Raw genomic sequence first — 14,128 nt, 5'->3', positions numbered from 1 at the left:
CTTGCCAGCGAAATTCACGGCTACACTGGCGTGCCGTGATGATCACCCTTGACCATGTCAGCAAGAAGTACAAAGCGTCGGCCCGCCCGGCGTTAGAGGACGTCAACGTCAAAATCGACAAGGGTGAGTTCGTCTTCCTGATCGGCCCGTCGGGTTCCGGTAAGTCGACGTTCATGCGGCTGCTGCTCGGCGAGGAGAACCCCACCAGCGGTGACATCCGGGTGTCGAAGTTCCACGTCAACAAGCTGCGCGGTCGCCACATTCCGAAGCTGCGCCAGGTGATCGGAACCGTGTTCCAGGACTTCCGCCTGTTGCAGCAGAAGACCGTGTACGAGAACGTCGCCTTCGCGCTGGAAGTGATCGGTCGCCGGGCCGACGCGATCAACCGGGTGGTGCCCGAGGTGCTCGAAACGGTCGGCCTGTCCGGCAAAGCGAACCGGCTGCCCCACGAGTTGTCCGGCGGCGAGCAGCAACGCGTGGCGATCGCGCGCGCGTACGTCAACCGGCCCCTGGTTCTGCTGGCCGACGAGCCGACTGGCAATCTCGACCCAGACACCAGTAAGGACATCATGGATTTGTTGGAGCGGATCAACCGCACGGGTACGACGGTGCTGATGGCGACGCACGACCACCACATCGTCGACTCGATGCGTCAGCGCGTCGTGGAGTTGTCTCTGGGGCGGCTGGTTCGCGACGAGCAGCGGGGCATCTATGGGATGGACCGCTAAGTGCGCTTTGGCTTCCTGTTCAACGAGGTCCTGACCGGGCTCCGTCGCAACGTCACGATGACGGCCGCGATGATCCTCACCACGGCCATCTCGATCGGCCTGTTCGGTGGCGGTCTGCTGGTGGTGCGGTTGGCCGACAACTCGCGGGAGATCTATCTCGACCGCGTGGAGACGCAGGTGTTCCTCACCGACGACATCTCCGCCAACGACGCGACGTGCGGGTCCGGCCCGTGTAAAGCGCTGCGGGACAAGATCGATGCGCGCCAAGACGTCAAATCGGTGCGTTTCGTCAATCGGCAGGACGCCTACAATGACGCGATCAAGAAGTTCCCGGAGTTCAAGGACGTAGCGGGCAAGGAGTCATTTCCCGCGTCGTTCATCGTCAAGCTCAACAACCCCGAGCAGCACGCGGAGTTCGACGCCGCGATGCAGGGCCAGCCCGGGGTGCGCAGCATCCTCAACGAAAAGGACTTGATAGACCGGCTATTCGCCGTCCTGGACGGTTTACGCGACGCCGCGTTCGCCGTCGCCCTGGTGCAGGCCATCGGGGCGGTCCTGCTGATTGCCAACATGGTCCAGGTCGCCGCCCACACGCGGCGCACGGAGATCCAGATCATGCGGTTGGTCGGCGCCAGCCGCTGGTATACCCAACTGCCGTTCCTGGTGGAGGCCATGGTGGCCGCGGCCATCGGTGTCGCCATCGCGATCGTCGGACTGGTTCTGGTGCGGGCGTGGTTTTTGGACAACGCGCTGAGCCAGTTCTACCAAGCGCATCTGATCGCCAAGGTTGACTACGCCGACATCCTCTACATCTCGCCGTGGCTGTTCCTGCTCGGCGTGTCGATCGCCGGCCTGACTTCCTACGCCACGCTGCGTCTCTACATCCGGCGGTAACTGTGGCGAAAGATCCCGGCCGGGCCAAGGGGGCGGGCGGCAAGCGTGGCAGCAAACAAATCATCGCCACCAATCGCAAAGCGCGGCACAACTATTCGATCCTCGAAGAGTTCGAGGCCGGGGTGGCTTTACAGGGCACCGAGGTGAAGAGCCTGCGCGAGGGCCACGCCTCCCTGGCGGACGCGTTCGCAACCGTCGACGACGGCGAAGTGTGGCTGCGCAACTTGTACATTCCCGAGTATCAGCACGGTAGCTGGACCAACCATGAGCCACGTCGCAATCGAAAGTTGTTGTTACATAGGCAACAAATCGACCGTCTGGTCGGAAAGATACGAGATGGTAACCTCGCCCTCGTGCCGATGTCTCTGTATTTTTCCGAAGGAAAGGTCAAGGTCGAGCTCGCGTTAGCGCGCGGCAAGCGAGCGCACGACAAGCGTCAGGACATGGCCCGCCGCGATGCCCAGCGCGAAGTGGTCCGTGAACTGGGTCGCCGAGCCAAGGGCATGAACTGATCGGGGCCGCTTACGCGCAGCTGTCGGCCGTTACCTACGGCGTCAGCGATTTCGTGGGCGGCGTAGCCGCTCGACGGGTCGCCGCGCTGCGCGTGATGCTGGTGGTCTATCCGGTCGAGACGTTCTTGCTGGGCGGGTTGGCCCTCGCCGTGGGCGGGCCGATCTCGCGCGGCGCCGTCTTCTGGGGTTGTCTCTACGGCGTCGGAATGGCGGTCGGCATGTGGGCGTTCTTCGCCGCCCTGGGCGCCGGGCCGATCTCCGTCGTCTCACCGCTGGCGGCGGTGCTCAACGCGGCGGTGCCGGTCGCGGTCGGAGTGGCGCTGGGGGAGCGGCCGGGGCCAGGGGCCTCGGTGGGCGTCGTGTTGGCGCTGATCGCGGTCATGCTGGTGAGCCGCGAGGCCACCGCCCAAGGCGTCACGCCGTATCGATTCACCCCGAAAGTGGCGTGGCTCACGCTGCTGGCTGGTTCGGCGATGGGGCTGAACCTGGTGTTTCTGCACCAGGCGCCGCACGCGTGCAAACTGTGGCCGCTGGTGTTCGCCCGGCTCGCGGCCACTGTGGTGATCTTCGTGATGGCCGCGGCCAGCAACAACCTGCGGGCACCGCGCGGGAAACCGTTGAAGCTGGCGTTGGCCGTGGCCGTCCTGGACATCTGCGCCAACGTGACCATGCTGCTGGCCCTGCACACCTGGTTGCTCTCGCTGGCCAGCATCCTGATCTCCCTCTATCCGGCGGCCACGGTCGTGCTGGCGATGGTCGTGCTGCGCGAGCGGCTGACGCGCTGGCAGGGGTTCGGCATGGTGATGGCCATGGGTTCCGTGGCCATGATCGCCGCCAGCTGACGGTCGCGGCCCCCTTAGTATTGGGCTGCCAGCACTCATACGCGGGGAGACGACGGTGGGGGCATCCGATACCGAGGACCCGGTCATCCGGGAGCTGTCGGGCGCGGTGGAGCGCAGCCCCGACGTGATCGAGTTGAGGCTGCACCTCGCCGGTTTGCTCACGGACAAAGGGCGCTACGCCGAGGCGCTGAGTCACTGCAGTACCGCGCTCACGCAGCAACCGGGCAACGCCCAGGCGCTGAGCCTGCTGCAGCGGTGCACCGCCGCGTTGGGGGCGCCGCCGTCGGAGGGTTCGGCGTCGGCCGACGAACCCTCAGCCGACAATGGGTCGTTCGACTGGTCGAGCGCCGAACGCGAAGTCGCCGACATCATCGAGCCCGCGTTCGTCGACCGGCCCCCGGACGCCGTCAACGAGGACGACTTCGACGTCGTGCAACGCGTCCGCGTCGGACTGGACGACGTCGCCGGCATGGACGACGTCAAACGCCAGTTGGAGCTTTCGCTGCTCGGGCCGATCCGAAACCCCGAGCTGATGAAGGCGTACAAGGTGACCGCGCGCGGCGGGCTGCTGCTCTACGGCCCGCCAGGCTGCGGCAAGACATTCATCGCCAAAGCCGTATCGGGCGAGCTGGGTGCGAACTTCTACCAGGTGGGAATCGCCGACGTTCTGCACCACTGGTTCGGCGACAGTGAACGCAGCATCCGGGCGGTCTTTGACACCGCCCGGCGCAACGCGCCCTGCGTGCTGTTCTTCGACGAGGTCGACGCGCTGGGACATCGGCGTTCCGCCTTGAGCGGTAGCTCGGGGATGCGCCCGGTGGTGAACACGCTGCTAGAAGAGATGGACTCGGCGGGTTCGGTCAACGACGGCGTGTACGTGCTCGGCGCCACCAATGCGCCCTGGGATGTCGACCCGGCGTTGAGGCGCCCCGGCCGCTTCGACCGGATGATCTTTGTGGGCCTCCCTGACGTCGGGGCCCGAGCGGGCATCGTGCGTTCGCACCTGCAGGATCGGCCCGTTTCCGGTATCGACCTCAAGACGATCGCCAACCGCACCGAAAGCTTCTCCGGCGCGGACCTGGCCTATGTGTGCGAGATCGCGACGCAGCTGGCGATGGCGGATTCGATGCGCAGCGGCCAGGTGCGGCCGGTGCTGATGGCCGATATCGACAACGCCCTCGCCCAGATCGTTCCCAGCACCGGGCCGTGGTTCGAGACGGCCCGCAACGTCGTCGAATTCGCCAACGGTGACGGCACCTACGACGAGTTGGCGAAGTATCTGCGGCGCAAGAAGTTTCGGTGACCCTCGATGACGTCGGAGCCCAGCGTTCGAGCCGACAGCGCCCTGCAGCTCGCCCGCGCGTACTACGCGACCAAGAATTACCAGCGGGCACAAGATGTCACCCGCTCTGCGTTGTCGCAGAACCCCAACGATCCGGACCTGTTGGCCCTCAATGCCGCGGCCGAACACGCGCTCGAAAACCATTGGGTCGCCGCGTGGAGCGCATACAGCGCTCTGTCAACGGCGCCGCAGCATGAGTTCGCCATGCGGGTGTATGCCCTCGCCCTGTATGGCCTCGGCCGCACCTACGACGCACTCTGGATGGCGTGGCGCGGGGTAACGGCTCACCCGAATCAGGCTGAGCAGCATCGGGTTTACGCGACGCTGCTCGCGGCGTCGCGTCAATTTTCCTCGGCGTTGTTCGTGGTCGACAGGGCGTTGCAGCTCGAATCCCACAGCGTCGATGCGTTGATTCTGCGTGGCTACATCCTGTACCGGCTCGGCCGGGTCGCCGAATCCGACGCTGCCTATCGGCAGGCCCTGCAGCTGGATCCCGGCAACGCCGAAGCGCTCAACGATTTGGCCGTTCACCGGTTGGATAGCCACAAGTTCGGTCGCGCCCTGCACGGTTTCCTTGTCGCCGCGGGACGCGACCCGGCCCTGGCGAACCTCGCTCGCAGAAACATCGGCGTGGTGCTGCGAAAGGTACTCACGGGCGTGACAATCGGCGCCGGTCTGGTCAGTGTCTTGCTCGCCATCACGGCCGGGGCGTACAACGATGGGCGTCCGACCGCGGTGGCGAGAGTGGTCGTGGGTTTGGTCACCGCCGCCTTGATCGCCGTGCTGTGGTGGTTGCTGCGCGCGATCCCGCGCGGCGTGCTGCTGTCGGTTCTGCGTAAGCAGCATTTCTCCGCGGCCCGCGCCATCCACGCGCTGGTCGCGATCGCGGCGGGAGCGTGGGTCACCGTCTACCCCGGACCCCCGGCAATGATCGCCGTGGGCGGATTGCTGGCCGTCATCGCCCTGATCATTATTCGGATCGGACTCTTCATCGGTAAATGATCGGCCTACGATCCGACCATGGCCGATCGCCCTGTCACCAAGCTTGACAAATCCGAAGTTCTCGCCGGTCTGTTCGCCGTGTGGGACGACATCACCGCGCTGCTGGACGGGTTGCCGGAAGCGGAGTGGGAGGCGGCCAGCCCGCTGCCCGGCTGGGACGTCAAGGCGTTGGTGGCGCACATGATCGGTACCGAATCGTTCCTCGCGGGCGTCCCCGCGCCGCAACCCGACATCGACGTCTCGACGCTCGAGCATGTCCGCAACGACATCGGCGCGATGAACGAGTGCTGGGTGCGTTACCTGAGCACGGAAGCGGGCGGGGACGTGCTCAAGCGGTTCAAGGACGTCACCGGCGACCGGCGGGCGGCGCTGACGGGCATGTCCGCCGAGGACTGGGACGCCGTGACGGTGACGCCGGTGGGCCCGGAGAGCTACGGGCGGTTCATGCGCGTCCGGGTGTTCGACTGCTGGATGCACGAGCAGGACATTCGCGAGGCGCTGCGGTGGCCGTCGTCCGCTGATCAGCTCGATGGGCCCGCCGCGGAACTGTCCCTCGACGAGATCGCCGCCACGATGGGCTACGTGGTGGGCAAGCGGGCGAAGGCGCCCGACGGCTCGCGGGTGTTGTTCGAACTGACCGGGCCGCTGTCCCGCAGCATCCGCGTCAGCGTCGACGGCCGGGCCCAGTTGGTCGACGACTTCGGCGGCCAAGAGCCGACCGTGACGATCCGGCTGGACGGCCTGCAGTTCACCCGGCTGGCCGGCGGGAGGCCCATGTGCCGCGCGCGGTCGCAATCCGTCGACCTCGGCGGCGACCAGGACGTAGCCGCCCAGGTCGTCGAGCATCTGAATTTCGTGATCTGATCCCGGCCACGGACCGGGAAGATAACTTCGTTGCCCCGCGTTGACGACCGCGTACCATAGATTGTCCTGCCGAAAATCGGCGGGGATGCGAGGGGCTGAACGGTTTCGACTTCGCGCATCGAATCAAGGGAAGCGTGCCGGTGCAGGCAAGAGACCACCGTAAGCGTCGTTGCAACCAATTAAGCGCCGATTCACATCAGCGCGACTACGCTCTCGCTGCCTAAGCGACAGCTAGTCCGTCAGACCGGGAAAGCCCTCGACCCGGAGCCTGGCGTCAGCTAGAGGGATCAACCGATGAGTTCGGTCGCGGGACTCATCGGGACACCAACAGCGACTGGGATCGTCATCCTGGCTGGTTCGCGTGACCAGGAGATCCGAGTAGAGGCATAGCGAACTGCGCACGGAGAAGCCTTGAGGGAATGCCGTAGGACCCGGGTTCGATTCCCGGCAGCTCCACTGGAAACTGGCTGGTCAGAGCCGCCTAGGGTCTGGCCAGTCTTCTTTTCGTCAACATCGATCGCCTGAGCTCACCCTGGGGCGCCATTCGGCGCGGCAACACGCGGGGTGGAGCCTACGTGCACGACACTGACACGGCTGCGGAAAAAGTGTCCCCTGGGACCCGCCCCGTTGCTCCCAACTGTGAGAGCTGCCGACCGGGCCGCGACCACACCAAGGGCAACCACCATGAGCTTTCATCGTCGGACCGGCGCGCCCGGGCCATTAGGGCGGCCCAAAGGGTCGTTCCCAAACTCCCTTCGAAGCGACAACATGCTTATGCGGGCCGTGACCGCACATCCGATTTCTGGTCTGCTCGGTGCGGCTGTCGTTGCATCTTGGGCGCTACTGACCGCTGCCTCGTCCCTGCCATCCGCCACCGCGGCTCCCTGCTCCGACGTCGACGTGGTGTTCGCCCGGGGCACGACTGAGCCTCCTGGCGTCGGAGGGGTCGGACAGTCTTTTGTTGATTCCCTGCGTTCGCAGGTAGGACGGAGGACTGTCAGCGTCTATCCGGTCAACTACCCTGCCACCAACAATTTCCGTAGTTCCATCGCTGCCGGTGCCAACGACGCGAGCGCTCATGCCGAGTCCATGGCGGCAAACTGTCCCAACACCAGGATGGTCCTCGGTGGGTACTCCCAGGGTGCGGCCGTGGTCGACGTAATCACCACGCAGATGCCACCCGGGGTCGCCGATCATGTCGCCGCCGTCGCTGTCTTCGGAAATCCGTCGGCATCGGGCACATTCGTGCGGGCAATGACAGCCGGCGCGCTTCCCACCATTGGCCCGCTTTACGTCGCGAAAACAATCGACATGTGCATGCCCGGGGATCCGATTTGCACGCGCGGTGTGAGCATGGCGCCACATGGTCAGTACATTCAGTCGGGAATGACAAATCAGGCAGCGACATTCGCCGCGGGCCGCCTGTAGAGCCGAATCGGTCGTGTCCGCCGATGCGCTCCGGTGAACCCAAGTGGCTACTTGTCCAGTCTGCGCACGATTTCGCGGGCCGTGTCGTCGGGACAGTTAAAGCCGGCCTCGCTGAGCTGCTCTTGAACCGCCTGCACTTTCTCGTCCTCGCTGACCTCGGCGGGGATGTGCAGGCCGTCCGGGAAATTGTCCTCCAAATACCGCTCTATCTGCTGCTCGATCTCGTCGATCCAGCCGTCATCGTCGGTCATGCAGCCACCTATCGTCGTGGGTAACGGCCGTGGGTAACGGCAAAGCCGTCGGTTGAGCGAACAGCCAGGCCGATCAGGACATGCGTTGAGCCTGAGCGCACGGTCACACGGTCAGATCCACCCGCAGCGCCAGGTGCTCATCGAGTATCCGGCGCAGGGCGGCGTCCATCGGATGTGCGGACGTGAGGTCGCGGCCCAACCGGCTGTCCACCGCGACAACCGCGCTCTCATGCAGTTCGGCGGTGTCGACCTGATCGACGAACGGATCGAACAATGCGGGCGGGGTGGCCAGGTAATACAGCTCCCGGTGCGACTGGTTCAACCCCGCGGCATACATCAGCCCGTGCTGGGTGATCACGAACAGTTCCGAGGTGATCAGGGCGTTGGCCGTCTCGGCTTTGGCCCATGCCGTCGCGGCGCACCGGGTCTGTGTCAATCTGTCGGGAACGTCGTCAGACAGAGCGAATAACCTGTCGACGAGTGCTCCACCCGTCCGCGGATATGCGTCGATGGCGAGTCTGAAGAACCGCTGGAAAATCTCGCCGAAGAAGTCGTGCAGTTGCTCGGTCATCGCAGCTCCCAGGTTTTGGACCGACACCTCAATTGTGCGCCCGTACGGTCCGGTGAGCACCGGGAACTTTGCGGCCGCGGCGCCGCTTCGATCGCCCACCCGTCAGCCACGCACCTGGCCCGAAAGTTCCGCTTCTCGTCCTCGTCCGGTGTCGTCATGTCCAGCTCCTCGCACCTCTGGCACATCGGTGGGCACACGGGCTACCTTGCCCGACACAACCGGCGCGAACCTCCGCACAGCAGAACGAGGTTGTGGCGTCCGAATCGACATCGCAGACCCAACGTCGCGCGGCCGCCCGGCGCTCCAAGGCAGCTCCACAACAGTTTGTGCTGCTCGCAGTGGCAGACTGGGTGCGCGCCGCGACTGCGTCAAGAGACTTGTCGGAGTGGTTAGGGTGTCACGTTGTGCACGCCCGAGCACGTCCATCAAGTGAGCGTTCTCGGCGCGTTTGCTGTGCTTACCACCAGTCAACTCTGGCGAGGAACGTTCGCAGCCGGAGTGAGGAGCTCTTATGATCGATCGTCGTCTTGCTTGGGTGCTCGGCGCGTTGGTGGCGGCGGCCACCATTCCCGTCGCGGCCCATGGTGAGCCGCCGACGAAGTGCCTGACCAACACTCCGAAGGGCAAGCAGGTCTACGTGCCCTGCGATCTGCTCAACGCCGGCGCCAATTTCCCGCCGGGGCAGCGCTGTCCTCCGCCGATCGAGCAGTACCCGAAAGATGTGGCCGATTGGTGCGGCGACGGCCCGGGCCTTGCGAGTACCACGCCCACGACTCCCACGACGCCGACGAGCCCGACGAGTCCCACAAGCCCTACGAGCCCGACGAGCCCGACGAAGCCTACGAGCTCGACCACCCCGCCGAGCTCAACGAGCACTACGAGCCCCGTGACCCCGACGAGTTCTGCGACCCCGACGAAAACGGTGGGACCGGGCAACACACAGTGACGAGGCGTTAGCCTGACGGCGCGGTCACGACGATCGATTCCTGCCCGATCTTCCACGCCGTCATGAACGTGCCGATGCTGACCTTCGTGTTGGCGTGATCGGCGTAGGGGTCGTTGAGGTGGACGACGTCCTTATTGGTGTCGATCCCGGTGACGACCAGCAAATGATCGGCCGACGTGCGCTGGTCGTCGGAGTTCAAGATGGTTCCGGAGTTGACCCACGCGATGACCTTGCGGTTGGCGGCGAGATACTGCTCGAGCGACGACAGACCGACCTCTTCGGGGTGCTTGTCGTAGGTCATGTGCGATTTGATGCCGTAGTGGTCGAGCAGCACGACCGTGTCGGCCATGTCGATGCCGCCGTCGGGGCCGTCGTGAGCCGGGTCGCCGGTGGGGGCGTAAATCGGGCCGTCGCGGACCGACGACGGCGTGTGCTGTGCCAGCTTGATGATCTGCCGCTCGGTCGGGGAGTGGCCGGTGACCTCCCCGACCACGTCGGCCACGGAAGCCAGCCCGCAGTTGTCCTCATACGACTGCTGCTGCCAGAACTCGGCGGCCGCATCCGGATCGCCGTACACGCCGCGGGCAACCGCCCTGACCCCCGGGGAGTCGGCATCGGTCCGGCCGGCGCCGGCGATAGCTGACGTCGCCGTCGCGCCTACCGTCGGTGACGCCCCGGCGCACCCCGATAGGGCCGACACGCTGGCCATACCGATGCAGGCGACCGCCAGGGCGGTGGGCAGTGCGCCCTTGATCCGAGAGTCGGACATGTTGCCTCGCAAAGAGCAATCGGCCTACCGATTGGGTCAGCAACGTAACACCTTCAGCAAACCGACGCAGCACAATGAGACGAGCCGGCGAAGCTCAGCCACCGGCCTCGATCGCCGCGACTCTTGCCGCCGCGTCGGGTCCGCAGAACCGCTGCAGGTCCACTCCGCCCGCGGCCAGCAGGTCATCGATGCGGCGTTTGAGGTCGCCCGACGACAGGTGCGCATACAGGTTCGCGCCCGGGCAGGAGGTTGACGCGAGGTCCCGATGGCCCGCCAGCGTGGTGGTCGCGACACGAAATGTCTGGGCGGCCCATGCGAACGCGCGAGCCGCTCCGAGAAGCTGCGCCTCGGGCACGGCCTCTTGGTCGAAGTCACCCTCGCAGAGGACCAGGAAATGGCCCACTGTGTCGTAGTCCGTCGCGGTGTCGCCCGCGAGCTCGGTGCTCCGCAATTCGTAGATGTTGCCGTTGCGGTCGACGCCGACGTGATAGGCGATGTCGATCCATCCGTGTTCGTCCTGGTGGTAGCGCTGGTCCTGGCGCAGGTGGCCGGGGGCGTTGCGGTTGTCACCGAGGGTTACGGCCTCGTGGTGCAGGGTCATTCGGGTGATGGTGTGACGCCTGCCCCCGGGGCGGGCCGGCCGGGCGCCCCAGGCGTCCCGGCACAGCAACAGGGCCGAACTCGCAGCGGCCAGGCGGGCGTCTGCCGTCGACGTGGCGGCCGTTGGTGAAGGCTTCGGGCGGGTGCCGACCACGGCCGCCGCCCCGACGCAGCCGGCCAGTCCCAGCATCTGGCGGCGGCTGACAACGGCCGGCCGGCTCGATGCGGGCTCACACACGCCTGACCACGTTACGGGGAGCGGGGCCGCGGAACGCCGTGATCGCGGCGACGTGCCATGGTCACGGGACGGTAACGCTCGCTTGCCGCAGCCCGAAAGACATGGTGTGGCAAGAGGCAACATGACGAGGAAAGTCAAGGTTGCCGCAGTGTTCTCGCTCGGCGCCTTGTTCGCAACGGCTCCCGGGACCGTTGACATCGCCGCCCGCGCAGACGGATCGGGGGCGGCGCTGTACAGCGGCGTGAACCGGCTTCGCCAAGCCTGCGGGCCGATCGGCCAGGACCCGCGTCTGACGGATGCGGCGCAGCGGCACGCCAACGACATGCTGAGAAACGGGGTGAACGGCCACATCGGTTCGGACGGCTCTTCGCCGCAGACGCGTATCACGGACGCGGGCTACCGCACCCCCTACAGCGGTGAGGTCGTCTTCTGGGGCACCGGGTCCGCTGCGAACCCCAATCAAGCGCTCGACCTGTGGATGCAAAGCCCCCCACACCGGGCGATCATTTTGAACTGCGCCTACACCGCAGCCGGCTTCGCCACCGCCTCCGACGGCAACAAGATGACCGTCGTCGGCGACTTCGCCGCCTGAAACCGTCCGGCGTGGCTGCGCGGCCATGAGAGTTGTTGACTTGCAGGCGTATTCGCGGGGGCCAGTCGAGGTGGAACCATTTCTAAAACCCGGATGGCTCGGCGAGAACCGCACTACGCTTTGCCGGTAGGGGAGAACCGAGTCGGGAGGCGTGGCGATGGGACGGGCCGGCAGGGATGGCAACGCCTCGCTCGGCGACTCGCCCTCCGGTCGGCGCAAGGCCATCGCCGTCGGGGCGGTGGCCCTGGTGTTCGTGGCGGCGTGCGGGCGTGGCCAGGTCTCGCCCCCAGCGGCTAGCGACACCTGGCAGCTCACGCAGGCGCCGGCCGCAAAGCCGCCCGGCTCCCCGGCCGCAAAGCCGCCCGGCTCCCCGGCCGCCAAGCCGCCCGGACCGGAGTTCGCACCGGTCGCCAAACTGATCAACGACGCGATCGCGGCCAATCGGCTGCCCGGCGCGGTGGTCCTGGTCGGCCACGGCGGCACCGTCGCGCTCGACCAGGCTTTCGGCTCGCGCAAGCTGCCGGGCGAACCCGGTTTGGACGGATCGCCCGCACCGGCGGAGCCGATGACCGAGGACACGATCTTCGACCTCGCGTCGTTGACCAAGAGCCTCGCGACGGCGACCGCCGTCATGCAGCTCTACGAACAGGGCAAGGTTCACCTCGACGATCCCGTGCAGCGGTACCTGCCGGAGTTCAACCCGGCCAACGATCCACGGCGGGCAAACGTGACGGTTCGAGTGTTGTTGACGCACACCTCGGGCGAGACGGGTGACGTCGAACTCAAGGATCCCTGGGGACTGGACACCCCCGACAAAACCGAAGGCATCCACCGTGCGCTCACGACCCCGCTGGAGTCCAATCCCGGCGGGTCCTTCCGCTACTCCGACATCAACTTCATCGTGCTCGGCGCGCTCGTCGAGAACGTCACCGGCGAGGCCGAAGACGTCTACGTCCAAGAACATGTATTCGCGCCGCTTGGCCTGCGGGACACCCGCTATCTCCCGGTGGCCAAGGCATGTGGCCCGCACACGGTGAGGGGAGCCGCCGTGGGATGGGCCGCCGCACCGGCGGGAAGCGCGGGGGAGCCGTGTCCCGCAGGCGCGTGGGGCACGGACATCTTGCCGCGCATCGCACCGACGGCGCGGGACGAAGACAGCAGGGCCGATCCCGCCAAAAACCCCGACCTCGACCGCCTGCTGCGCGGCACCGTCCAGGACACGACGGCGCGGCGCATGGGCGGAGTCGCCGGGCACGCCGGCGTCTTTTCCACGGCGCACGACGTCGGCGTCTACGCGCAGGCGTTGCTCGACCGGCTCGCGGGCCGCCCGAGCGAATTCCCGCTGCAACAATCGACTTTGGAGTTGATGACGACCCCGCAGCAGCCGGGACACACCGATCAACAGGTCAAGTCGGCGAACGACGCCGCGCGAGCATCCGCCGCGAAGAGGTCCAAATCCGCGCATCCGCTGTTCGCCGCTCGCTTTCCGGCGATCCCCGGGCAGAATCTGCTCGGTCTCGGCTGGGATATCGATACGCCCCTGTCCATGCCGCGTGGATTGGTCTTTCCCGTCGGAAGTTTCGGGCACACGGGCTTCACCGGAACATCGGTGTGGCTGGACCCAGCCTCGGACAGCTACGTCGTGCTGCTCACCAACTCGATTCATACCCGCGGCAGCCCACCGATTTCTGACCTACGGGGTGAGGTGGCAACCGCCGCGGCCCAGGCGCTGGGTCTTTAGGGCCGCTCGAAGTGTTGGTAGTCAAGGGGAGCGGCCCATTCGCCACCCCACCGCCAACCACGATCGGTGAAGGCGTGCACCGCCGGATCGCCGGGGTGTAAGAGTCCCGGATCGGTGCGGTTGCGGTCCAGGTACGCGGCCGCGTTCTGCGGTTCGAAATATCCGCTGGCGTACAGGCACGGGTTGACCAGCGTGTTGATATCGATCGCCCGGCCGTAGGCGTGTGGGGACCATTCGTCGGTTCCCGGGATGAGGCGGCAGTTGAACGCCGAAGTGTTGTTGTCCTCCATCGACAACTCGTCGTTGGCGTCCGGGTAATGGTCGACGGTGCGGATCTTCTCGATCGGATAGCGCAGGCTAAAAAGCTGCTCGAAGATTGCGATGACCTCCGGCACCAAGTCCTGATGCACGATCAGCGGGCCGCGATGCGTCTGGCCGTCGAAACCGACGTAGCTGACGTCGACCCGTCGCAGCTGCTCCGGTTCGACGGGGCAACCCGGCCGCCAGGTCGCGCCGAGGTCGGCGGCAGTTACCGGTTCCACGGTGGCACCGGCGGGTCCTGGCGGCGTGCTGGCCGGCGGCGCGACCCCCGACGATGACGGTGGCGCGGTCGCTGACGGCATGGCCGCGGACGGCGACGGCGTGGCGGCGTGCGGTGGCGCACCAGCCGTGCACTGCACCAGTACCAGACACGCCGCGAGGATTCCGGCCACGGCGGCACCCCGCCGCTGGAAGCGCGTCAAGTGGGATGCAGTGTTCACCGTTTGCTTCTTCCAACCCTGAAAGCCCGCCGAGGCGTTAGGCCGAG

16 protein-coding genes and 1 other RNA gene are annotated in these 14,128 nt (G+C 66.2%); 12 read left to right on the top strand and 5 right to left on the bottom strand.

Going from position 1 to position 14,128, the window contains the following annotated elements; genetic code table 11:
- Positions 1 to 38 precede the first annotated feature (38 nt).
- From ftsE to ACEL92_RS20140, 9 genes are all read left to right on the top strand, one after another.
- Positions 39 to 728, top strand: a complete 690-nt coding sequence (gene ftsE, locus ACEL92_RS20180; RefSeq protein ID WP_067756999.1) for a cell division ATP-binding protein FtsE — start codon at positions 39 to 41, stop codon at positions 726 to 728.
- Positions 729 to 1,622, top strand: a complete 894-nt coding sequence (gene ftsX / locus ACEL92_RS20175) for a permease-like cell division protein FtsX (protein ID WP_374022432.1) — start codon at positions 729 to 731, stop codon at positions 1,620 to 1,622.
- Between the two features lie 2 nt (positions 1,623 to 1,624).
- Positions 1,625 to 2,134 (top strand): SsrA-binding protein SmpB, encoded by a 510-nt coding sequence (gene smpB / locus ACEL92_RS20170; protein ID WP_374022431.1) that lies wholly within the window; start codon positions 1,625 to 1,627, stop codon positions 2,132 to 2,134.
- A gap of 92 nt (positions 2,135 to 2,226) precedes the next feature.
- Positions 2,227 to 2,976 carry an EamA family transporter gene (locus ACEL92_RS20165; RefSeq protein ID WP_374026300.1) on the top strand — a complete coding sequence of 250 codons (750 nt, stop codon included), beginning with the start codon at positions 2,227 to 2,229 and terminating at the stop codon, positions 2,974 to 2,976.
- A gap of 55 nt (positions 2,977 to 3,031) precedes the next feature.
- Positions 3,032 to 4,279, top strand: a complete 1,248-nt coding sequence (locus tag ACEL92_RS20160; RefSeq protein WP_374022430.1) for an AAA family ATPase — start codon at positions 3,032 to 3,034, stop codon at positions 4,277 to 4,279.
- A 6-nt stretch (positions 4,280 to 4,285) separates the two neighbouring features.
- Positions 4,286 to 5,320 carry a tetratricopeptide repeat protein gene (locus tag ACEL92_RS20155; RefSeq protein WP_374022429.1) on the top strand — a complete coding sequence of 345 codons (1,035 nt, stop codon included), beginning with the start codon at positions 4,286 to 4,288 and terminating at the stop codon, positions 5,318 to 5,320.
- An 18-nt stretch (positions 5,321 to 5,338) separates the two neighbouring features.
- Positions 5,339 to 6,184 carry a maleylpyruvate isomerase family mycothiol-dependent enzyme gene (locus ACEL92_RS20150; protein ID WP_374022428.1) on the top strand — a complete coding sequence of 282 codons (846 nt, stop codon included), beginning with the start codon at positions 5,339 to 5,341 and terminating at the stop codon, positions 6,182 to 6,184.
- Positions 6,185 to 6,275: 91 nt separating this feature from the next.
- Positions 6,276 to 6,643: a transfer-messenger RNA gene (gene ssrA, locus ACEL92_RS20145) on the top strand.
- A gap of 324 nt (positions 6,644 to 6,967) precedes the next feature.
- Positions 6,968 to 7,612 (top strand): cutinase family protein, encoded by a 645-nt coding sequence (locus ACEL92_RS20140; protein ID WP_374022427.1) that lies wholly within the window; start codon positions 6,968 to 6,970, stop codon positions 7,610 to 7,612.
- A gap of 47 nt (positions 7,613 to 7,659) precedes the next feature.
- Here ACEL92_RS20140 and ACEL92_RS20135 read toward each other — a convergent pair whose 3' ends face one another.
- Positions 7,660 to 7,863, bottom strand: coding sequence for a hypothetical protein (locus ACEL92_RS20135; protein WP_374022426.1), 204 nt, complete (start codon positions 7,861 to 7,863; stop codon positions 7,660 to 7,662).
- Positions 7,864 to 7,966: 103 nt separating this feature from the next.
- Positions 7,967 to 8,434, bottom strand: coding sequence for a glucose-6-phosphate dehydrogenase (locus ACEL92_RS20130; RefSeq protein ID WP_374026299.1), 468 nt, complete (start codon positions 8,432 to 8,434; stop codon positions 7,967 to 7,969).
- Between the two features lie 732 nt (positions 8,435 to 9,166).
- Between ACEL92_RS20130 and ACEL92_RS20125 the strand changes: the two genes are divergently transcribed.
- On the top strand, positions 9,167 to 9,391 hold the full coding sequence (locus ACEL92_RS20125) for a hypothetical protein (protein WP_374022425.1): 225 nt from the start codon (positions 9,167 to 9,169) through the stop codon (positions 9,389 to 9,391).
- Here the strand turns inward: ACEL92_RS20125 and ACEL92_RS20120 are convergent.
- Together ACEL92_RS20120 and ACEL92_RS20115 are read right to left on the bottom strand one after the other, a co-directional pair.
- Positions 9,388 to 10,149 carry a C39 family peptidase gene (locus ACEL92_RS20120; protein WP_374022424.1) on the bottom strand — a complete coding sequence of 254 codons (762 nt, stop codon included), beginning with the start codon at positions 10,147 to 10,149 and terminating at the stop codon, positions 9,388 to 9,390. The two genes, ACEL92_RS20125 and ACEL92_RS20120, sit on opposite strands and share 4 nt — an antisense overlap.
- A 94-nt stretch (positions 10,150 to 10,243) precedes the next feature.
- Positions 10,244 to 10,987 carry an N-acetylmuramoyl-L-alanine amidase gene (locus ACEL92_RS20115; RefSeq protein ID WP_374022423.1) on the bottom strand — a complete coding sequence of 248 codons (744 nt, stop codon included), beginning with the start codon at positions 10,985 to 10,987 and terminating at the stop codon, positions 10,244 to 10,246.
- 121 nt (positions 10,988 to 11,108) lie between these two features.
- On the opposite strand from ACEL92_RS20115, the gene ACEL92_RS20110 reads away from it, so the two are divergent.
- Together ACEL92_RS20110 and ACEL92_RS20105 are read left to right on the top strand one after the other, a co-directional pair.
- Positions 11,109 to 11,579, top strand: a complete 471-nt coding sequence (locus ACEL92_RS20110; RefSeq protein ID WP_374022422.1) for a CAP domain-containing protein — start codon at positions 11,109 to 11,111, stop codon at positions 11,577 to 11,579.
- A gap of 157 nt (positions 11,580 to 11,736) precedes the next feature.
- Positions 11,737 to 13,320, top strand: a complete 1,584-nt coding sequence (locus tag ACEL92_RS20105) for a serine hydrolase domain-containing protein (protein ID WP_374022421.1) — start codon at positions 11,737 to 11,739, stop codon at positions 13,318 to 13,320.
- On the opposite strand, the gene ACEL92_RS20100 is transcribed toward ACEL92_RS20105, so the two are convergent.
- On the bottom strand, positions 13,317 to 14,081 hold the full coding sequence (locus ACEL92_RS20100; RefSeq protein WP_374022420.1) for a M15 family metallopeptidase: 765 nt from the start codon (positions 14,079 to 14,081) through the stop codon (positions 13,317 to 13,319). The two genes, ACEL92_RS20105 and ACEL92_RS20100, sit on opposite strands and share 4 nt — an antisense overlap.
- Positions 14,082 to 14,128 lie beyond the last annotated feature (47 nt).

The organism is Mycobacterium hainanense, assembly GCF_041890355.1.
GTDB lineage: Bacteria > Actinomycetota > Actinomycetes > Mycobacteriales > Mycobacteriaceae > Mycobacterium > Mycobacterium hainanense.
The sequence above is the reverse complement of the archived record's forward strand: the minus strand, read 5'-3'. Positions and strand labels throughout refer to the sequence as shown.

Excerpts from the sequence above, each read along its gene's own strand:
- ftsE (WP_067756999.1), top strand. The coding sequence starts at position 39 with ATGATCACCCTTGACCATGTCAGCAAGAAGTACAAAGCGTCGGCCCGC.
- ACEL92_RS20155 (WP_374022429.1), top strand. The coding sequence starts at position 4,286 with ATGACGTCGGAGCCCAGCGTTCGAGCCGACAGCGCCCTGCAGCTCGCC.
- ACEL92_RS20150 (WP_374022428.1), top strand. The coding sequence starts at position 5,339 with ATGGCCGATCGCCCTGTCACCAAGCTTGACAAATCCGAAGTTCTCGCC.
- ACEL92_RS20135 (WP_374022426.1), bottom strand. The coding sequence starts at position 7,863 with ATGACCGACGATGACGGCTGGATCGACGAGATCGAGCAGCAGATAGAG.
- ACEL92_RS20130 (WP_374026299.1), bottom strand. The coding sequence starts at position 8,434 with ATGACCGAGCAACTGCACGACTTCTTCGGCGAGATTTTCCAGCGGTTC.
- ACEL92_RS20120 (WP_374022424.1), bottom strand. The coding sequence starts at position 10,149 with ATGTCCGACTCTCGGATCAAGGGCGCACTGCCCACCGCCCTGGCGGTC.
- ACEL92_RS20110 (WP_374022422.1), top strand. The coding sequence starts at position 11,109 with ATGACGAGGAAAGTCAAGGTTGCCGCAGTGTTCTCGCTCGGCGCCTTG.
- ACEL92_RS20105 (WP_374022421.1), top strand. The coding sequence starts at position 11,737 with ATGGGACGGGCCGGCAGGGATGGCAACGCCTCGCTCGGCGACTCGCCC.